Below are 18,828 nucleotides of genomic sequence, written 5' to 3' on the forward strand. Positions count from 1 at the left end.
ACAAAGAAATGAAAAGAATTTAATTATTGTATTTTATGTAACTTAAATTTTAAAAAAATAAGCACTATTATGCACAAAATTTTACTCTTTATCTGAAAATTAAATTAGTAATTTTGTGCATCTTAAAATAGTTTAAATGAATCTCTTATATAGTTATATCAAAAAACATAAAATGCTTTTGTTCATCGCCTTACTTATGGCGGCTATTAACATTTGCTTTAGCTTGTCCGACTCCATCATTACCGGAAAATTAATGCAAGATTGCGGCGTTGGAATTGGCAAATACAAAGGCAATGAAATGGGTTTCATTAAATCGGTTGCTTTTTGGCTCGGATTATCCCTTGGCGCAGCCATGATTTCTAGAATTACCAAAAATTTTCAAGATTATTTCACCAATATAGTAATTCAACGAACTGGCGCCGAAATGTATACCGACGGAATTAAAAAATCGCTCGATTTACCTTACGAACAATTTGAAGACCAACGAAGTGGAGAAACTTTAAGTAAATTAACTAAAGTTCGTCTGGATTCAGAAAAATTAATTACGCTTTCGATTTCATTGATATTTCAAACGGTGATCGGATTTATTTTTGTCATCGTTTATGTTTCTAGAATCGATTACAGAATTTCGATAATCTTCTTAATCACGGCTCCAATTATTGCATTGGTAAGTTCGTATTTGGGCAAAAAGATTAAAATAGTTTCTAGAAAAATTGTCACTCAAACCAATGCTTTAGCTGGTTCTACTACTGAAAGTTTACGAAATATCGAATTAGTTAAAAGTTTAGGTCTCACCTATCAAGAAGAAAAACGTTTAAATTTAAACACCTTAAAAATTCTACAACTTGAATTACAAAAAATCCGTTTCATTAGAAGTTTGAGTTTCATTCAAGGAACAACTGTTCATTTTCTCAGAACCTGTGTAGTTTTTACGTTGTATTATTTCTTGTTTGGCGGCAAAATTATAGTGGGTGATTTACTGACAATGGTCTTTTTTACCTTCTTTATTTTTGGCCCTTTGCAAGAATTAGGAACATTTATTATCGCTTTGAATGAAACCAAAGTATCGATGGAAAACTTTAAGGAATTGTTGAATGCGCCAAAAGAATACCGTCCTAAAAATGCTAAAAATGTAGGAGCAATAAAATCGTTACACTTTTCAAATGTGAGTTTCAAACATAAATCGGCGAAACACAATGCGGTTGAAAATATAAATTTTGATATAAAACAAGGTGAAACGGTTGCGTTTGTTGGACCTTCTGGAGCTGGAAAAACCACTTTAGTTAAACTTTTGGTTGGTTTATATCCGCCAGAAAAAGGAAATGTACGCTACAACGAAATCGATTCTAAAGAAATTGATTTATTAGACTTGAGAAAACAACTCGGATTTGTAACTCAGGACGCGCAATTATTTAGTGGAACAATTCGTGAAAATTTATTGTTTGTAAAACCATCTGCAACCGATCAAGAATTGCTTGAAGTGTTACACAAAGCAAGTTGCGACAAATTGTTAGAACGTGCCGAAGACGGATTGAATTCAACTATTGGTGAAGGCGGAATTAAAGTTTCTGGAGGAGAAAAGCAACGATTGTCTATTGCAAGAGCAATTTTGAGAAATCCGAATTTACTGATTTTTGACGAAGCAACTTCGGCTTTAGATTCAATTACAGAAGAAGAAATTAATGCAACCATTAGAAACATATCGGATCAAAATAGAATTACTGTTTTAATTGCGCACCGATTGTCAACCGTTATGCACGCCGATAAAATTTTCGTTTTGGAACAAGGTCAAATTATTGAGCAAGGCAAACACGAAGCTTTATTGGAAGAAAAAGGTTTGTATTATGCAATGTGGCGTCAGCAAATTGGTGAACGAAAATAAATTTTAAAATGTTTAAAAAAGAATATTTACATCCAAACGAAGGTTTCTCACAAGTTGTAGTCATTGAAACTGATGCGACTACTACATTACATATTTCTGGACAAATTGGAGAAGGAAACGATTTAGAATCGCAAACCATTTCCACTTTTACAAAATTAGAGTTGTTATTGAAAGAAAGCGGAGCAAGTTTTGAAGATGTGGTAAAAATGAATACTTACATTGTAAATTTCAATCCAGAAGTTGATTTACCGATTTATAGAAAAGTTAGAAAAAAATTTATAGGAACTGGAAGTTATCCAGCAAGCACTTTAGTTGGTGTCACTATTTTAGGAAATAGAAATTGGCTTATCGAAATTGATGCTATTGCCGTAATCGCCAAGTAATTTTTTACAAATAACAGTAAATTTAGCGTTGTTAGATTTCTGAAATTAATTGAACGATCGTTTATTTTTATACTTTTAGCAAATTATTGTTCGCTACACTTAAACACCTACTTATGAAAGTGATTACACAAATTAGAATTTTAGTTGTATTTGTTTTTTTCATTGGAAAAATTACTGCTCAAGAGAATAAGGCGATGCAATTGTCGTTCAATCATATTGCTTTGTCAGTAAAAAATGTGGAGGAATCAGCACATTTTTATTCTTCAGTTCTTGGTTTAAAAGAAATTACTAACAAGACTAAAAAGGAAGGAATTCGTTGGTTTTCTTTAGGTGACGACAAGGAATTGCATTTGGTTTCAACAGTTAAAGAACCTATTGTTTTGAACAAAGCCATTCACATTGCCTTTACAACCACAAGTTTTAACGAAGTAATTTTGAAGTTACAATCATTAAAAATAGAATACAACGATTGGGAAGGAATTTCAAATAAAATTACCACGCGCGCTGACGGAATAAAACAAATTTACATTAAAGATCCGAATGGGTATTGGATAGAAATAAATAGTGCTTCGGCACAATAAAGACAAAACCCTCTCAAATTTGAAAGGGTTTTGTTTTTACTTTTTTTATTTTACAAAATCAACCGCTTTCTCCAAAGCCTCTTTAATTCCGTTTACATTTTTACCTTTTCCAGATGCGAAAAACGCTTGTCCGCCACCATTTCCGTCGATGTATTTTCCTAATTCTCTAATTACATTTCCAGCGTTTAAAGATTTTTCAGCTACCAATTCTTTCGAAATATAACAGTGAATATTTGGAGTATTGTCTTCAACAGATGCTAAAAACACAAATGAATTTGGTTTTGAAGTTCCTATTGCCTGAGCTAAATCTTTAGTTGAGCTCATTGACAAATCGACTTGTTTTGCTAAAAAGTTAATTCCGTTGATTTCCTGAAAATCAGCAACTAACGTATTTTTTAATCCGTCAACCTTTTCTTTTACTAATTGCTCAATTTGTTTTTTCAACTTCGCATTATCGTCTTGTAATGTTGCTACCGATTTCAAAATATCCTGTGGATTCTTCAACGTTTCTTTGATTTCTGCCAATGTACTTTCTTGATTTCTGTAGAAATCTTTCACAGCAGCACCAGTAATAGCTTCGATACGACGAATTCCTGCAGCAACAGCACCTTCCGAAATGATTTTGAAATGCCAAATATCAACCGTATTTTTCACGTGAATTCCACCACAAAGTTCTTTGCTTTCGCCAAATTCAATCATCCTTACTGAATCACCATATTTTTCTCCAAACAAAGCCATCGCTCCTTTATCTAATGCATCTTTTATTGGAATATTTCTGTGCTCTACCAATTGTAATTGTGCTTCAATTTGAGCATTTACACTTGCTTCAACCTGACGTAATTCTTCATCAGAAACTTTAGAAAAATGGGAGAAGTCAAAACGCAAGTAATTAGGATTTACCAACGAACCTTTTTGCTCCACATGCGTTCCTAAAATGGTTCTCAAAGCCAAGTGCATCAAATGCGTAGCCGAGTGATTTTTGGAAGTTGACGTTCTTAAATCGGTGTTTACTTTGGCAACAAAACCAGCTTCAACATTTTCTGGAAGTTGTTTAGCAAAATGTAATATTAAATTATTTTCTTTCTTAGTATCAATAATATCAATCGTTTCGTTGGCAGAAACTAGTGTTCCTTTATCACCAACTTGTCCTCCACCTTCTGGATAAAATGGTGTGTTGTCTAAAACTATTTGATATAAAATTCCATCTTTTTTAGAATCTACTTTACGAATTCTTGTGATTTTTACTTCATTTTCGGTTTGGTCATAACCAACAAACGGTTGAGCATTTTCAGCTGAAAACACTTTCCAATCCTCAGTAAAAACTTCTGAAGCTGCTCTAGAACGTGCTTTTTGTTCTTGCATTTTTTCATTAAACATAGCTTCATCAACACTCAAACCAACTTCTTTAGCTAACAAAACAGTCAAGTCATAAGGAAAACCATAAGTATCATATAATTCAAAAGCCATAAAGCCAGGGAAAACTTTATCATTATTTTCTTTACTCAAAAATTGTTCAGAATACAATTTAAAATAATTTATTCCTCTCCCTAAAGTTCTTAAAAATGATGCTTCTTCCTCACGAATAACATTTGCTACAAATGATTGCTGTTTTTTTATTTCTGGGAAAAATTCGCCCATTTGATTAGCCAAAACTTCTACTAATTGATTAATAAAAGGTTCGGTTGTATTTAAAAATGAATATCCGTAACGTATAGCACGACGTAAAATTCTGCGAATTACATAACCTGCACCAGTATTGGATGGCAATTGTCCATCAGCAATAGCGAAAGCAACGGCACGAACGTGATCCACAATTACACGAATGGCAATGTTGGTTTTGTTTTGTTCTTCTTGTATTGACAAGTCACGACTTATCATTGCATCGTTTGAAGTATATTTTAATCCTGTAATTTGCTCCACTTTTTCAATTAGCGGCGTAAAAACATCGGTGTCATAATTGGAAGTCACATTTTGCATTGCCATACACAAACGCTCAAATCCCATTCCGGTATCAACGTGTTGCGCTGGTAATTTTTCTAAAGAACCATCAGCTTTACGGTTGAATTCCATGAAAACGTTGTTCCAAATTTCTACCACTTGCGGATGATCGGCGTTTACTAAATCTCTTCCAGAAGTTGTCGCTCGTTCTTCATCGGAACGAATATCAATGTGAATTTCGGAACATGGACCACACGGACCTTGATCGCCCATTTCCCAAAAGTTGTCTTTTTTATTTCCTAAAATAATTCGGTCTTCCGATACATATTTCTTCCAAATATCAAATGCTTCTTGGTCAAACGGCACATTTTCGGCTGGATTTCCTTCGAAAACAGAAACGTACAAACGGTCTTTATCTAACTTTAGAACTTCGGTTAAAAATTCCCAAGCCCAAGCCAATGCTTCTTTTTTGAAATAATCACCAAACGACCAGTTTCCAAGCATTTCAAACATAGTATGATGGTACGTATCAAAACCTACATCTTCCAAATCGTTGTGCTTTCCTGAAACACGAAGACATTTTTGCGTATCAGCTATTCGTGGACTTTTTGGTGTTCCATTTCCTAAAAAGTATTCTTTGAATTGCGCCATTCCCGAGTTGTTGAACATCAAGGTTGGATCATCTTTTAGCACGATTGGCGCCGATGGAACGATTAAATGTCCTTTACTTTCAAAAAAATTGAGATAGGCTTTACGAATGTCTTGTGATTTCATTATTTTGTATTTTCTGATATTTTTTTTAATTCTTGTAATGCTAATGGAAAATTTTCTTCCATGTAACTAATGTATTCTGGAACGCAATCAATTTCTGCAGTAACCGTTGTAATTCCGTCTACTTCGTTTATTTTATAGGTTTCAAAACTTCCTGTCCAACGTTCAGCTTCGGCATCGATTGGTACTTCTTTTAAATCTTTTAAATTTCCAATGTGTTTAAAAATGATTAATTTATTTGGAATTAGATAAAATACATCGCTATACATTCCGTCAAAGCTTGGAGCAATAAAATGAATTCGGCTTCCCAATTCTATTTCACCTGTAAAATAAGTTCCTGCACAAAATGGCGTTGTCCAATCAGTATACGATTTTTTATCCCACATTTTATTCCATACAACTTCGTCAGCTGCATTAATTTTTTGATTGAAAATCAATTTTTTAATGCCGTAAAGATAGTTTCTCAAATTGGTTTTCACAATGGCATTCCAACCCATTTCATAATTTGCTGGCGCAAAATTTGGTCCGCCATCAGCAAAGTTTTCTAAACCTTCGTGAGTCAAGGTAACTTTTACTTTCGCATTACCAATTTCCTCAATTTCCCATGTAACAACCGAACTTCCTTTGGATTGTTCAGGATGTTTCCAGGTGTGTTGGAACAACCTATTTTCTTCAACTTTTAGAATTTCACCCTCATGAAGATATTCTTTCTTTTCTCCTTCGTAAAATGAAAATTGGCTTCCCACTTTCAATACAAAATTTGGAATAGTAAAATACCAAACTTTCATAATTTCAGAATCCGTAATTGCTTCCCAAACCATCGATTTGCTTGTGTCAAAAACAGCCTCTACTTTTACGAAATCCATAGCGTTTAATTTTAGTTAATGAAATTATGACAATTTAAAGATAAAAAATAGTTTAGATTGAAACATTTCTTAAATTTGTTCGTATAACCATTATTGCTCTTAAAAGATTACAAAAATAGCATAATTTAAGAAATGTCGAAGAAAGTTAAGTATTATTACGATACAGAAAATTTGGCTTACCGAAAAATCAAACCTCAAAAGAGAACAAAAATTGGTTATGCCTTGTTATTCCTACTTGCATCAGCTTTGTTTGGTTTTTTGTGTTTTGTAGTTTTAATGAATACTCCTTATTTTGAAACACCAAAAGATAAGATTCAAGCTAGAGAAATTGAAAACATGAAATTGCGCTATGCTATTTTGAATAAAAAAATTGAGAATATTAACGAAGTAGCGTCAGATTTGGAGGAAAGAGACAATAACTTATATCGAGTTTATTTCAATTCGGCTCCAATTTCGGAGGAAAAAAGAAGAGGAATTATCGACCGAAATCGCTACAAAGAATTGGAAGGATTCAATAATTCTGATTTGGTAATTAGCACCTCTGAAAAAGTAGATGCAATTACGAAAGCCTTATCAGTACAATCGAAATCGTTGGACGAAATTTTAAAATTGGCTAAAGCAAAAGATAAATTATTGAGTGCTGTTCCGGCAATTCAACCAGTTAAAAATGAAGATTTAAAGCACATGGCATCTGGATTTGGATACAGAACCGATCCATTTACTAAAGCAAGAAAAATGCATGAAGGAATGGACTTTACTGCCAAAACTGGTACGCCAATTTATGCTACTGGCGACGGTGTTGTGAGAAAAGCGGACAACTCGCTGTCTGGTTATGGAAATCATATTGAAATTACGCATGGATTTGGATATTTAACTTTGTACGCCCATTTAAGCAAGTATAAAGCACGCCCAGGACAAAGAGTTAAACGTGGTGACATTATTGGTTATGTAGGAAGCACAGGACGAAGTGAAGCGCCGCACTTGCACTACGAAGTTCATAAAGATGGAAAAGTAGTGAATCCGATAAATTTTTATTACGGAAATATTTCGGCAGCAGAATACATAGCAATTTCAAAAATTGCCAATCAAGAGAATCAATCATTGGATTAACGATTTTCGATTGCTGATTTTCGATTTTTGAAAACATATTTACTTCGAAATCAAAATCAGATTGGAATTTGGACAAGAGCGTTAGCAAACAGGCGTAGCAATTTATTAATTTGGAATTTAAAAATTATGCACATAGAGTTATCAAAAGATAAATTATATTTTAGTATTGGCGAAATTGCAGAAGCATTTGGTGTAAATGCCTCACTGATTCGTTTTTGGGATAAAGAATTTGACATTTTGAAACCCAAGAAAAATGCTAAAGGAAACCGAATGTTTACTCAAGAAGATGTGAAGAACTTACAGTTGATTTTTCATTTGGTAAAGGAACGCGGATTTACATTAGAAGGTGCAAAAACACATTTGAAGGAAGGACAGAAAAAGACGTTAGATAAATTTGAAATAATTTCAAAATTAGAATCGGTAAAGGCACAATTATTGAGTATTAAGAATTCAATTTAAAACAATAAATAAAAACAAAACTTAAAATTAGAAATTATGAGAAAATTTTTGCCTTGGATAATTTTAGCCGTTGTAGTAATCATTGGTTACTCTTGGTTTAAAGGAATTAACAATACAGCAGTAACATTAAATCAAGACATTGAAGAAGCTTGGGGAAATGTTGAAACCACTTATCAAAGACGTAACGACCTAATTGTAAATTTGGTCAAAACAGTACAGGGCGCAGCAGAATATGAAAAAGGAACATTAGAAGCGGTTGTACAAGCTAGAGCAAATGCAACTAAAACTGTGGTAGATCCAACTAATATTACACCTGAACAATTAGAAAAATTCAATCAAAATCAAAGTGCGCTTTCAAGATTGTTGGTTACCGTTGAAAGTTATCCAAGTTTACAAGCTAATCAAGGATTTTTAAATCTTCAAGCAGAACTTACTAGTACAGAAAATCAAATTCTAACAGCTAGAACACGTTTTAATGAAGCTGTTAAACCATACAATACCCACATTAAAACATTTCCAAACAGTTTGTTTGCTGGTATTTTTGGATTTGCAGAAAAACCATATTTCAAATCGGTTGAAGGTGCTGAAAAAGCTCCAAATGTAGAATTCAATTTTGATAAAAAAGAAGCTAAATAACCTATAAAATGTCAAAAGTAGAAGATTTTTTATCTAAAAACGAAGAGCAAGAAATTGTTGACGCTATCCAAATAGCTGAAAAAAATACTTCTGGCGAAATTAGAATTCATATAGAAAAATCGACTTCCACAGATTCGTTTACGCGTGCTGTGGAAGTTTTTCATCTCTTGGAAATGGATAAAACTAAAGATTCTAATGGCGTTTTAATTTATGTTGCCGTGAAAGACAAGCATTTTGTTATTTATGGCGACAAAGGAATAAACGAAAAAGTAGCTCCAGATTTTTGGGATACTACTAAAGACGTGATTCAATCGCATTTTAAACAAGGTAATTTTAAACAAGGTTTAATTGACGGAATTTTAAAAGCTGGTGAACAATTGAAGCACCACTTTCCGTACCAAGAAGATGACACTAACGAATTATCGAACGAAATATCGAAAGGATGATACAAAATACACAAAAAAAATCGTTCTTAATTCCGCTATTATTTTTAGGACTTTTGCTTTCGCAAATGGGTTTTTCCCAATTTACGATTCCGCCGAAACCCGACTTTCAAACTTCGGTTTACGATTATGCCAATCTTTTAAGTGCTACTGAAAAAACGCAGTTAGAAGAAAAATTAGTGCGCTATTCTGATTCAACTACAACCCAAATTGTAGTAATTACTGTGAATGATATTAAAGGAGAATACATTGCCACGGTTGCAACCAATTGGGCGCAAACTTGGGGAATTGGCGATGCTAAAAAAGACAATGGCGTTTTAATTCTTGTAGCTAAAACAGAAAGAAAGATATGGATTTCTCCTGGTTATGGACTTGAACATTTACTTATTGCTTCAGTAAATGCCAATATAATTCGAAATATTATTTCTCCTGAATTTAAAGCAGGAAGTTATTACAACGGATTGAACAAAGGTGCTGATGCAATTTTTGATGTTTTAAAAGGTAAATTCAAAGGCAAACGTGTTGAAAAACAAGACGACGGCGGCATTTTTCCTATACTTTTTTTTATTGTAGTTTTTGTAGTAGTAATGATTATTGCATCGAAACGAAACGGTGGAAACGGTGGAAATTCAGGTACTAATTTTGGCGGACCAAGTTTATTAGATGTTATTATTCTTAGTAGTTTGGGACGAGGAAACGGCGGTGGCTTTGGAGGTTCGTCTGGCGGTGGTTTTGGAGGTTCTTCTGGTGGCGGATTCGGCGGCGGATTTGGCGGTGGTGGATTTTCAGGCGGTGGCGCTGGTGGTGATTGGTAATGAAATTAAGATTATAAAAAAACTCGTTTAGAAAATCTAAACGAGTTTTTTGTTTTATTTAAAATCTAAAGGTAATTTTAACTCTACACTTATGGGTTTACCGCCTCGTTTGGCACTTGTCCATTTTGGAGAAAGTTTTAAAACTCTGAGTATTTCGGTGGCAGATTCAATATCGAGAAATTGTAGTACTTTACAATTTTTCAGCTCGCCATTTTCATTAATTGTAAAGGCTACTACCATCTTTCCTTTTTTAGTTAATTTGGAGTAATCGAAATTTTCACCAATAAACTTGTAAAAATTATCTAAATCACCACCTTTGAACTTTGGATTGATAAGGTCACCTGACAAATAAACTTCATCTTCTCCTCCTACTTGTGCAAAAGTTGTACTAGGTAGTAAGAACAACAATAAACTAATGATAACGTATTTCATAACTAGATTTATTATGGAATATTTAGGTACTTGTGTGTTTGCAATGAAACACGCCATTTTGGATTGTTCATTACATAATCTACTATTAATGGTGTTATTTCTTCTTTCTTACTCCATTCGGGTTGCAGAAATAATATGGCATTTGGGTTGACCAACTGTGCTTGCTCCTCAGCGAAAATAAAATCATGTTTGTTATAAATTATGACTTTGAGTTCGTTGGCATTATCATAAACTGTTGGAGTTGGAAGTTTGTTTTTCTTAGGCGACAAACAGATCCAATCCCAAGTTCCTGAAAGTTGGTAAGCACCAGAGGTTTCTATATGCACTTTTAAATTTTTGCCTTTTAGTTTTTGAGTCAAAACGGTCATGTCCCACATGAGTGGTTCGCCGCCAGTAACCACAACTGTATCAGCATATTTCTTAGCGTTTTCAACAATAAGATCTGTTGCCGTAGGTGGATGCAATTCGGCATTCCAACTTTCTTTTACGTCACACCAATGACAGCCAACATCGCAACCTCCAATTCGAATAAAATAGGCCGCTGTTCCTGTATGGTAACCTTCGCCTTGAATGGTATAGAATTCTTCCATTAAAGGTAGCATTTCTCCTTTTTCAACGGCTAATTGTGTTTCTCTTTTAAGCATTATTTTTCTTTACTAGTTTGCAAAGGTACGTATTTTGGATTTTAATTTAAGTGTTGTGCGTTTCTAATATTTTTATGAAAATGATAACTCTTTAGCCCTGATTGCAATGGTAGCTCACGATGGTATCGTGACTACAAGTGGAAAGCAGGAATTGCGCTGGTCGAAATGCCAAATGTTAATGCTCCTAAAATAAAAAAACCGATAGTTATGAGCTATCGGTTTTTAGTGAAATTATAGATGTGTTATTTTAATATTTTAACAGAATCTAATGCGTATTTATTAGCTGGATCAATTGCTAGCGTTTTGTTGAAAAACTCTTTAGCTTTAGCTTTATCGGTATTAGCATAGATGGCTGCCATGTTGTTGTAAGCTTCTATGATTTTGGCTTGATTGGCTTTTTGATCTTCTGGAGTTTTTGCCATAATCAAGTCGATGAATTTTTGATAATTTGCAACAACAACATCGTCTTTTTCTAAGGTATTGTTGATTCTAGCTTTGTAAATATACGACTCGGTATATTCTGGCGAAGCTGCAATAACTGAATCTAATGCTTTATCTCCTTTATCTAGAGCAACTTTATCCACTGTTTCTGGAGTTTTACCTCTGTTTTCAGTGTACACACACAATCCGTAATAAATATTGTCTTCTAAGAAATTTTTAGAATTAGGATTTGTTATAGCAACTTCAAATATACTTGCTGCTGCACCATATTGTTTTTGTGCAAAATAGGCTTTTCCGATTGCATTCAATTCGTTGGCAATTGTTGGTTCTAACTCAACAGCTTTTTTAATTTCAGCAACTGCTGCTGTGAAAGCTGGCATGTCGATAGTAACACCATCAGCACCGATTGCTTTTTTAGCTTTAGATAAACCTAAATAATAGTAATCTTTAGCAATAACTTTGTTTGTACCTTTAGTAGTAAACTCTGTCAAGGCTGCAATTGCTGCATCGGTATTACCATTCTCATAAGCAGAATATCCTAGGTAACGTAAAATTCTTGGGTTTACGTTATCAATTTCTTTCATTTTGTTGGCTTCAACTTCTAATGCTTTGTAATCTTTTGCAAGAATTAAAAAGTCGGCATGACGCATACGAGAAGACAATGAATAATCAGTCAAACTTAGGTATTTTTCATAATAACCTAACGATTTTTGAATGTACTCAGTATATTTTTTTGGCTCAATATTACCCCAAATATAATAGGTTTCAGCTAGCTCACGATAAACTGGTCCGTAATTTTGATTTAATGCAATTACTTCGTCAAAAGCTTTTATTGAAACATCAAATGCTCTTGCTCCTTTATACAAAACACCTTGTTGCATTTTTGCTCTTAATAAAGAATTATCAACTTCATATGCTTTCTTATATGCAACTATAGCTTCATTTTGATTTTTATCACCATAATGTGCATCGCCTAAAGCTAACAGAACTTGAGCATCATTTGGATTGTTAGCTTTGGCTTTATTCAAAACCTCGATAGCACTTTTAAAATCAGGATTTGCAGAATTCATGTAAGCACGTGCCACATAAATATATTCTTCTACATCTTTTTTCTTAGTATCTTTAATTACTGCATCAAACTTAGCTTTTGCATCAGCTGTTTTACCATTATCTAGATCTAAATGACCTAAACCTATTGTATTAAATTTTGCACCTTCAGTAGCTGCAAGACCTTTTTGGAAATAAATTTTAGCTGAATCTTCAACATTTTGTTTCAAATAAACATTTCCTAATAAAAATGCAGCTTTACCATTAGAAGGTTTTGCGCTAATAATGCTTTTTAAAACTGTTTTTGCCTTTTCATATTGTTCAGCATCCAAAGCCTTTTTGGCTTGGTCTATATCTTGTGCTTGACTTACTGTGGCAGAAGCTATCAATGCAATGCTGAAAATTTTAAATTTACTCATCTTTTCTATTTTAATTTTACTTCTTTTCTAATTGAACTCTTGTTACTATTTGTCGGCTTGGAACTCGAGCTGGAACTAATCCGGATTTTAAAATTATTCTCTGACCAATTTCTCCACCAATAAAAGAAGAGAAACCCATTCCTAAACCTTCATAACCTTGACAATTGATAATATACAATTCGCGTGCCAAAGGATATTTTTTTGTAGCTATATTGTCTTGACTTGGGTAATAGTATTGATTATCAGAACCTTTAACGCTTAATATTTTTAATTCATCAACAATGCTTTGCATATTTGGATTGGGTTGGGAAAGCCAATTTACACCCACAACACCAATCATCCCATCATTTTTAGCAACATATTCAATTACTTCTTCATTGGTCTTAAACGAAAAAACACCGTCTTCTGGAAGTTTATCTATTTTTGCAAGATCCGAAAGATATCGTACCGTACTTGAATTAGGATTATCAAAAACCAATCCTTTTATTCCGTTTTTAGTGCCTTTCAAAAAAGAAATTACATCTGCTAATGCAATGATAGTATCGCTTGTTTTTTTGTTTTTAACAAAAGCTATTGCATCGGTAGCAAAAGGTGCTGTTCTTGGCTTTATGTTTTTATTGCTAAATACTTTCTCTTCCTCTTTGGATAGTGTTCGAGATAATACTATAATTTGTGCTTTATTGCTAACCAAATCGTTAACTGCCTCTTTCTCCGATAAAGAAATCAAATTAATTTTTGCTTTGTATTTGCTTTCAAAAACAATTTTCTCATCATCGACAATTGGCAAAATGGTTTCATCTACTAATACTGAAACAGTACCTTCTAATATCGAATCGTTACCTGGTTTAGAAGTATCTTTCTTTTCGCAAGAAATAACGAATCCAAAAACAAGTGCTACCGGTATTATGAAATATTTAAAATATCGTTTCATGCTAATTGGTATTTGAATTAAAGAATCTCAAAAATCTAAGAAAAGAATAACCTATTAATAATACCCCAAAAGCTACTCTATACTTAGTATCCATAGCAATTGGAAATTGCTCCCAAAAAATGATAATTAACCCAAGTGTTAAATAAATCAAAAAAAACAATATTCCTATAAATAGAAGAAATCGCTCTTTAAGCGATTTCTCCTTGTATTTATTAAGCAAATCTTTAATCATTATTCAGCAGGCGCTTGAATAGTAATTGGTAATGAATAAAGAACTCTTACTTTTTTACCATTTTGTTCTCCAGGTGTCCATTTTGGACAAGATTTTAAAACTCTAATAGCTTCTTTACCTGTACCATAACCAACATCTCTAGTAACTTTAATATCTGTTAAAGATCCATCTTTTTCAACAACGAAAGAAACAAATACTTTTCCTCCTTTAAAACCTTCATCTTCTGGAGCTTGATATTTATCACCAACAAATTTATAAAACTTTGCCATTCCACCAGGAAAATCTGGCTTAGTTTCAATACCAGCTAAGTTATAAACACTGTTGTCTTCCGTAACCGCAGCCTCTTTTGGTCCGTCACCAATTGGTCCTAAAGTTGCTGGTGCATCTGGATCACCTTTGATATTCTCATCACCAACTAGTTTCTTTTCTAATTCTTTTACCTTTGGTGGCTCTTCGGTTATTTCTTCCTTTTTAGCAACAACTGGTTTAACGAATTTCACTTGATCCACTTTTGGAGGTGGCGGTGGTGGTGGTGGAAGATTTTCTTTAGGCTTTTCTTCTTTTGGTGGCAACTTAATGGTTACAATTTTCTTGTTTAAGTCGGCTTCGTCATCAGCAGAAGAATTACCAATAAGGTCAGCAATAACTGGAGTTGCAATAGCAAAACCAAATATAAAAGCACCAATAATTAAAGATCTAACTAAAGTTTTAGAGTTTTCTTTACGCAATTCGTAAGCTCCATAACTTTTGTTACGTCCTTCAAAAACGAGGTCTAACCATTTTCCGTTTAATAGGTCTAATTTCATTTTTAATTGTATTTTAATAATAAGCTAAGCCTATTTTTTTTCTACTAATTTTAACTCTTCAGGAGTTATATCGTTAACAATTGCAGAAGTCTCAACTCCAGAAATTGCCATTTCATCTAAAATATCAACTAAATTTCTGTACGTTGATTTTTTAGTTGGTTTAATAATTACGATCAAACCTTTTTTCGGGTCACCAGTAAGTTGTGGAACTTCTTTAACCAATTTTAAAACTTCTTTACGAATACCATTTTTTCCGTAAGTATCTGCTTTTGGTCCAGCAATTGGTGCATTTAATAATCCGTGAAACCATTGAATTTGATTGTTTTCACCAAGAATAATGGTTAATGTTCTACGCTCATCAACTTTTATATCTTTTACTGGTTTATCATCCTCTTGCTTATCTGGTAATGCTAAGTTCATCGACTGTGGTTTAGACAAAGACGTTGTAAGCATAAAGAACGTAATCAAAAGGAAAGCCAAATCTACCATCGCTGTTAAATCTACTTTCGAGTTTTGTTTTTTACTTCTTACTTTACCGCCTTTTTTACCACCACCGTCGCCGGTATTTAATTCAGCCATTTTGTATCTTAATTAAATATTAATAGTCTTTACTTCTTAAACCAGTAACCAAATCAAACGTGTTGATTTTTTGGTCTTGTAAAATATCCATCACTTTTTTGATTTTTGGATATTCTAACTTGGCATCTCCTTTGATAGCAAAATCCAATTCGGTTCCGTCTGGATTAAGTTCAATATTGGCTTGTCTAGCTGTATAAATCCAATCTTTAAGTTGGTTGTTTATAGAGTCAAACGGCACACCTGGCTGCGTTCCTTCAACATTTCTGTCAGAACTATTCATTTTCAATAGTTGACTTAAACTTTGTATTGGAACACCAAAGCTTTCTAGTAAAGCAAACTGATTTTTTTCATCCTCAGTAAACGGTACTTTATATTTCTCACTCATCAATTCGAGTGTTCTTTTACGTATTTCTCTACCTTTTAAATCAAAAAATATGTTTTCCTTTCCTTTCCCTACCGTTACAATAACTAACTTGTCTGAAGCTAATTTTTTCTTGTTGGTAGAACTTGGCGTATCCACATTAATTGGTTCTGGCACTTTTGCAGTTGCCGTAAGAATAAAGAAAGTAAGCAAAAGGAAAGCCACATCACACATGGCAGTCATGTCGATGGACGAGGCGTTTTTCCTTGTTTTTATTTTTGCCATTTCTTTTTTATTTTATAATTATTTTACAATAAAACTGTAAAACGATATATTATTTTAAACTTCCTCTTAATCTTCTGTATGTATTAACGATAGTTGTACCAGCTTCGTCAATAGAGTAAGTTAAAGTATCAATTTTAGAAGTAAAGAAATTGTACATTACAATTGCTAAAGCAGAAGTTGCGATACCAGTTGCTGTGTTGATAAGTGCTTCAGAAATACCAGTTGCAAGTGCAGCTTGATCTGGAGTTCCAGCAGATGCTAATGCACCAAACGCTTTAATCATACCTGATACAGTTCCTAACAATCCACCAAGTGTTCCTAAAGATACAAGTGTAGACAAGATAGTCATGTGTTTCTCCAACATTGGCATCTCTAATGTAGTTGCTTCTTCGATTTCTTTGTGAATCATTTCAGCAGCTTCTTCGCTATTGAAACCTTCTTTTTTAACATCTTGGAATTTTACTAACGCTGATTTAATTGCATTTGCAACTGAACCTTTTTGCTTATCGCAAGCATCAATAGCTTCTTCGATATTACCGCTAGTAACATTACCTTGTACTTTTCTCATAAATGCATCTAAGTTTCCTTTTCCTGCAGCTTTAGAGATTACAAAAAATCTTTCAAAAGAAAATACGATTACCATTAAGAACATACCTAATAATACTGGTACGATTATTCCACCTTTGTAAACCATTCCTAAAGTATTCAATGGATGTCCAGTTTCAGAATTTCCACCTTCAAAGTTTGAACTTGCACCCATGATGAATTTCCAAATAATTGCTCCAACAAGAATACATGCTACAATGATTAGTCCTGTAACCATTCCACCGCCATTTGATCCATTTTCTTTTTTAACGTTTGCCATTTTTTAAAATTTTAATAGTTTTTAATAATTTATAATTTATTTGAAATAAACTTGAATAGGAGCAAATTTAATTTTTTACTTCAAATAAAAAAACTTTTTTTACTTTTTATAACATTGAGTTAACCTAAAATTATTGAATAATGAATAAAGACCGCATTTAATTTCAAAATCATCAATAAAATAAAGCTGTATTTTAATCCTTTAGCTCAACTATATCGTTATTATTTTGAATAACGTAAATTTTAATGCTTTGGTATAATGGAACGTATTTAATTGTTAAAAAATGTTCTTTTTGAGGTAAGACTCCGCAAATACAAACACTAGAATAATCAAAAAATGTTATATTGCACCTTATTAAAGTAGTCTCTATTCCTAAAGCAAAAATCATGAGCAACAAAGAAAATTTTATTACCCACATAAATAATGGTTACACAACTAAAGGCGAAAGTATTCTTCTTGGCGCAGCAATTTTAGACGGCGAACCAATTGGAGCAACATCAGTAAAGATTCCGTTAAAGACCTTAAACCGTCACGGGTTGATTGCTGGAGCTACTGGAACTGGTAAAACAAAAACCATACAAGTACTGTCTGAACAACTTTCTTCGTTCGGAATTCCAGTGTTGATGATGGATATAAAAGGTGACTTTTCTGGAATTGCAAAACCGGGTGAAGAAAAAGCTTTTATAACAGAACGTCACGAAAAAATAAATATTCCTTACACAACATCAGCTTTTCCAGTAGAATTAATGACACTATCGGCTCAAGATGGCGTTCGATTGCGAGCTACTGTTTCTGAATTCGGACCGGTTCTATTTTCAAGAATATTAGATTTGAACGATACGCAATCTGGAGTTGTTTCGGTAATTTTCAAATATTGCGACGATAAAAAAATGCCTTTATTGGATTTAAAAGACATTAAAAAAGTCCTTAATTATTTAACTGAAGAAGGAAAAGACGAAATTTCGGAAGAATACGGCAAAATTTCAACGGCTACAACCGGAACCATTCTGAGAAAAATTATCGAGCTGGAACAACAAGGAGGTGATTTCTTTTTTGGAGAAAAATCATTTGAAATTGATGACTTAATGCGCATCGATGAAAACGGAAAAGGATACGTTAACATATTACGATTAACGGATATTCAAGACAAACCAAAATTATTTTCGACTTTTATGCTGAGTTTGTTAGCCGAAATATACCAACAAATGCCAGAGAAAGGCGATGTAGAACAACCTGAATTGGTCTTATTTATTGACGAAGCGCACTTGATTTTTAATGAAGCTAGCGATGCCTTATTGGATCAAATAGAAACCATTATCAAATTAATTCGTTCGAAAGGCGTTGGCGTTTATTTTGTAACGCAAAATCCAATGGATATTCCGAAAGGTGTTTTAGCACAATTGGGTTTGAAAATCCAGCATGCTTTACGTGCTTTTACAGCAAATGATAGACAGGCAATTAAACAAACGGCAGACAATTATCCTACATCTGATTATTATAAAACAGACGAAGTTTTAACCTCGTTAGGAATTGGTGAAGCTTTTGTAACCGCTTTAAACGAAAAAGGAATTCCAACGCCGCTTGCTGCAACAATGCTTCGAGCGCCAATGAGTAGAATGGATGTATTAGAAGCCAATGAAATTGAAGAAATTAATGCCAAATCGAAACTGGTAAAAAAATATCAGGAAGAAATTGATAGAGAAAGTGCGTACGAATTACTAAATAAAAAAATTGAAGAAGCCGTAACACAAGCTGAAGAGCAGGAAGAAGAAAAACCAAGAAAAAGTAACGAACCAAGTACAGCAGAAGTAATTGGAAAATCGGTTACGAAAGTAGTTACAAGTGCCAGTTTTATTCGCGGTGTTTTTGGAATATTAATGAAAATATTTAAAAAATAGTTTT

At 33.3% G+C, this 18,828-nt stretch carries 19 protein-coding genes; 9 read left to right on the forward strand and 10 right to left on the reverse strand.

Annotation, left to right across the window (positions count from 1 at the left end):
* Positions 1 to 136 precede the first annotated feature (136 nt).
* The 3 genes from ACZ098_RS12825 to ACZ098_RS12835 all read left to right on the forward strand — a co-directional run bounded on the left by ACZ098_RS12825 (position 137) and on the right by ACZ098_RS12835 (position 2,846).
* Positions 137 to 1,882, forward strand: coding sequence for an ABC transporter ATP-binding protein (locus tag ACZ098_RS12825; protein WP_487312151.1), 1,746 nt, complete (start codon positions 137 to 139; stop codon positions 1,880 to 1,882).
* Positions 1,883 to 1,890: 8 nt separating this feature from the next.
* Entirely contained in the window at positions 1,891 to 2,265 is a 375-nt protein-coding gene (locus tag ACZ098_RS12830; protein WP_487312152.1) for a RidA family protein, read from the forward strand.
* A 113-nt stretch (positions 2,266 to 2,378) separates the two neighbouring features.
* Positions 2,379 to 2,846 carry a VOC family protein gene (locus tag ACZ098_RS12835; RefSeq protein ID WP_487312153.1) on the forward strand — a complete coding sequence of 156 codons (468 nt, stop codon included), beginning with the start codon at positions 2,379 to 2,381 and terminating at the stop codon, positions 2,844 to 2,846.
* Positions 2,847 to 2,891: 45 nt separating this feature from the next.
* Here ACZ098_RS12835 and alaS read toward each other — a convergent pair whose 3' ends face one another.
* Positions 2,892 to 5,558 (reverse strand): alanine--tRNA ligase, encoded by a 2,667-nt coding sequence (alaS, locus tag ACZ098_RS12840; protein WP_487312154.1) that lies wholly within the window; start codon positions 5,556 to 5,558, stop codon positions 2,892 to 2,894.
* Positions 5,558 to 6,421 carry an SRPBCC family protein gene (locus ACZ098_RS12845; RefSeq protein WP_487312155.1) on the reverse strand — a complete coding sequence of 288 codons (864 nt, stop codon included), beginning with the start codon at positions 6,419 to 6,421 and terminating at the stop codon, positions 5,558 to 5,560. Before ACZ098_RS12845 ends, alaS begins: the two co-directional genes overlap by 1 nt.
* Positions 6,422 to 6,553: 132 nt before the next feature.
* Here ACZ098_RS12845 and ACZ098_RS12850 point away from each other — a divergent pair, with 132 nt between their 5' ends.
* The 5 genes from ACZ098_RS12850 (at position 6,554) to ACZ098_RS12870 (ending at position 9,884) form a co-directional block, all read left to right on the forward strand.
* Complete coding sequence (locus tag ACZ098_RS12850) at positions 6,554 to 7,531, forward strand: M23 family metallopeptidase (RefSeq protein WP_487312156.1); 978 nt, start codon at positions 6,554 to 6,556, stop codon at positions 7,529 to 7,531.
* A 126-nt stretch (positions 7,532 to 7,657) separates the two neighbouring features.
* Positions 7,658 to 7,990 (forward strand): MerR family transcriptional regulator, encoded by a 333-nt coding sequence (locus ACZ098_RS12855; protein ID WP_487312157.1) that lies wholly within the window; start codon positions 7,658 to 7,660, stop codon positions 7,988 to 7,990.
* 36 nt (positions 7,991 to 8,026) lie between these two features.
* On the forward strand, positions 8,027 to 8,626 hold the full coding sequence (locus ACZ098_RS12860) for a LemA family protein (protein ID WP_487312158.1): 600 nt from the start codon (positions 8,027 to 8,029) through the stop codon (positions 8,624 to 8,626).
* A gap of 8 nt (positions 8,627 to 8,634) precedes the next feature.
* Positions 8,635 to 9,072, forward strand: a complete 438-nt coding sequence (locus tag ACZ098_RS12865) for a TPM domain-containing protein (RefSeq protein WP_487312159.1) — start codon at positions 8,635 to 8,637, stop codon at positions 9,070 to 9,072.
* Positions 9,069 to 9,884, forward strand: coding sequence for a TPM domain-containing protein (locus ACZ098_RS12870; protein ID WP_487312160.1), 816 nt, complete (start codon positions 9,069 to 9,071; stop codon positions 9,882 to 9,884). The genes ACZ098_RS12865 and ACZ098_RS12870 overlap by 4 nt, the downstream gene beginning before the upstream one ends.
* 54 nt (positions 9,885 to 9,938) lie before the next feature.
* Here the strand turns inward: ACZ098_RS12870 and ACZ098_RS12875 are convergent, their stop codons facing one another.
* The 8 genes from ACZ098_RS12875 to ACZ098_RS12910 all read right to left on the reverse strand — a co-directional run bounded on the left by ACZ098_RS12875 (position 9,939) and on the right by ACZ098_RS12910 (position 16,926).
* Positions 9,939 to 10,316 carry an energy transducer TonB gene (locus ACZ098_RS12875; RefSeq protein ID WP_487312161.1) on the reverse strand — a complete coding sequence of 126 codons (378 nt, stop codon included), beginning with the start codon at positions 10,314 to 10,316 and terminating at the stop codon, positions 9,939 to 9,941.
* A gap of 11 nt (positions 10,317 to 10,327) precedes the next feature.
* Positions 10,328 to 10,960 (reverse strand): 7-carboxy-7-deazaguanine synthase QueE, encoded by a 633-nt coding sequence (locus ACZ098_RS12880; RefSeq protein ID WP_487312162.1) that lies wholly within the window; start codon positions 10,958 to 10,960, stop codon positions 10,328 to 10,330.
* Between the two features lie 242 nt (positions 10,961 to 11,202).
* Complete coding sequence (locus ACZ098_RS12885; protein WP_487312163.1) at positions 11,203 to 12,867, reverse strand: tetratricopeptide repeat protein; 1,665 nt, start codon at positions 12,865 to 12,867, stop codon at positions 11,203 to 11,205.
* 16 nt (positions 12,868 to 12,883) lie between these two features.
* Positions 12,884 to 13,798, reverse strand: a complete 915-nt coding sequence (locus ACZ098_RS12890; RefSeq protein ID WP_487312164.1) for a PstS family phosphate ABC transporter substrate-binding protein — start codon at positions 13,796 to 13,798, stop codon at positions 12,884 to 12,886.
* Between the two features lie 231 nt (positions 13,799 to 14,029).
* On the reverse strand, positions 14,030 to 14,836 hold the full coding sequence (locus ACZ098_RS12895; RefSeq protein WP_487312165.1) for an energy transducer TonB: 807 nt from the start codon (positions 14,834 to 14,836) through the stop codon (positions 14,030 to 14,032).
* Between the two features lie 30 nt (positions 14,837 to 14,866).
* Positions 14,867 to 15,415, reverse strand: coding sequence for an ExbD/TolR family protein (locus tag ACZ098_RS12900; protein ID WP_487312166.1), 549 nt, complete (start codon positions 15,413 to 15,415; stop codon positions 14,867 to 14,869).
* Positions 15,416 to 15,434: 19 nt separating this feature from the next.
* The gene (locus tag ACZ098_RS12905; RefSeq protein WP_487312167.1) at positions 15,435 to 16,061 is read right to left on the reverse strand and encodes an ExbD/TolR family protein; all 627 of its coding nucleotides are present in this window, start codon (positions 16,059 to 16,061) and stop codon (positions 15,435 to 15,437) included.
* Between the two features lie 49 nt (positions 16,062 to 16,110).
* The gene (locus ACZ098_RS12910) at positions 16,111 to 16,926 is read right to left on the reverse strand and encodes a MotA/TolQ/ExbB proton channel family protein (protein ID WP_487312168.1); all 816 of its coding nucleotides are present in this window, start codon (positions 16,924 to 16,926) and stop codon (positions 16,111 to 16,113) included.
* 386 nt (positions 16,927 to 17,312) lie between these two features.
* On the opposite strand from ACZ098_RS12910, the gene ACZ098_RS12915 reads away from it, so the two are divergent.
* On the forward strand, positions 17,313 to 18,824 hold the full coding sequence (locus ACZ098_RS12915) for a helicase HerA-like domain-containing protein (RefSeq protein WP_487312169.1): 1,512 nt from the start codon (positions 17,313 to 17,315) through the stop codon (positions 18,822 to 18,824).
* Positions 18,825 to 18,828: the final 4 nt, after the last annotated feature.

Source organism: Flavobacterium sp. SP2 (genome assembly GCF_057626655.1).

Bases quoted from the DNA above. Each gene is read 5' to 3' on its own strand.
- ACZ098_RS12825 (WP_487312151.1), top strand. From the start codon at position 137: ATGAATCTCTTATATAGTTATATCAAAAAACATAAAATGCTTTTGTTC.
- ACZ098_RS12830 (WP_487312152.1), top strand. From the start codon at position 1,891: ATGTTTAAAAAAGAATATTTACATCCAAACGAAGGTTTCTCACAAGTT.
- ACZ098_RS12835 (WP_487312153.1), top strand. From the start codon at position 2,379: ATGAAAGTGATTACACAAATTAGAATTTTAGTTGTATTTGTTTTTTTC.
- alaS (WP_487312154.1), bottom strand. From the start codon at position 5,558: ATGAAATCACAAGACATTCGTAAAGCCTATCTCAATTTTTTTGAAAGT.
- ACZ098_RS12845 (WP_487312155.1), bottom strand. From the start codon at position 6,421: ATGGATTTCGTAAAAGTAGAGGCTGTTTTTGACACAAGCAAATCGATG.
- ACZ098_RS12850 (WP_487312156.1), top strand. From the start codon at position 6,554: ATGTCGAAGAAAGTTAAGTATTATTACGATACAGAAAATTTGGCTTAC.
- ACZ098_RS12855 (WP_487312157.1), top strand. From the start codon at position 7,658: ATGCACATAGAGTTATCAAAAGATAAATTATATTTTAGTATTGGCGAA.
- ACZ098_RS12860 (WP_487312158.1), top strand. From the start codon at position 8,027: ATGAGAAAATTTTTGCCTTGGATAATTTTAGCCGTTGTAGTAATCATT.
- ACZ098_RS12865 (WP_487312159.1), top strand. From the start codon at position 8,635: ATGTCAAAAGTAGAAGATTTTTTATCTAAAAACGAAGAGCAAGAAATT.
- ACZ098_RS12870 (WP_487312160.1), top strand. From the start codon at position 9,069: ATGATACAAAATACACAAAAAAAATCGTTCTTAATTCCGCTATTATTT.
- ACZ098_RS12875 (WP_487312161.1), bottom strand. From the start codon at position 10,316: ATGAAATACGTTATCATTAGTTTATTGTTGTTCTTACTACCTAGTACA.
- ACZ098_RS12880 (WP_487312162.1), bottom strand. From the start codon at position 10,960: ATGCTTAAAAGAGAAACACAATTAGCCGTTGAAAAAGGAGAAATGCTA.
- ACZ098_RS12885 (WP_487312163.1), bottom strand. From the start codon at position 12,867: ATGAGTAAATTTAAAATTTTCAGCATTGCATTGATAGCTTCTGCCACA.
- ACZ098_RS12890 (WP_487312164.1), bottom strand. From the start codon at position 13,798: ATGAAACGATATTTTAAATATTTCATAATACCGGTAGCACTTGTTTTT.
- ACZ098_RS12895 (WP_487312165.1), bottom strand. From the start codon at position 14,836: ATGAAATTAGACCTATTAAACGGAAAATGGTTAGACCTCGTTTTTGAA.
- ACZ098_RS12900 (WP_487312166.1), bottom strand. From the start codon at position 15,415: ATGGCTGAATTAAATACCGGCGACGGTGGTGGTAAAAAAGGCGGTAAA.
- ACZ098_RS12905 (WP_487312167.1), bottom strand. From the start codon at position 16,061: ATGGCAAAAATAAAAACAAGGAAAAACGCCTCGTCCATCGACATGACT.
- ACZ098_RS12910 (WP_487312168.1), bottom strand. From the start codon at position 16,926: ATGGCAAACGTTAAAAAAGAAAATGGATCAAATGGCGGTGGAATGGTT.
- ACZ098_RS12915 (WP_487312169.1), top strand. From the start codon at position 17,313: ATGAGCAACAAAGAAAATTTTATTACCCACATAAATAATGGTTACACA.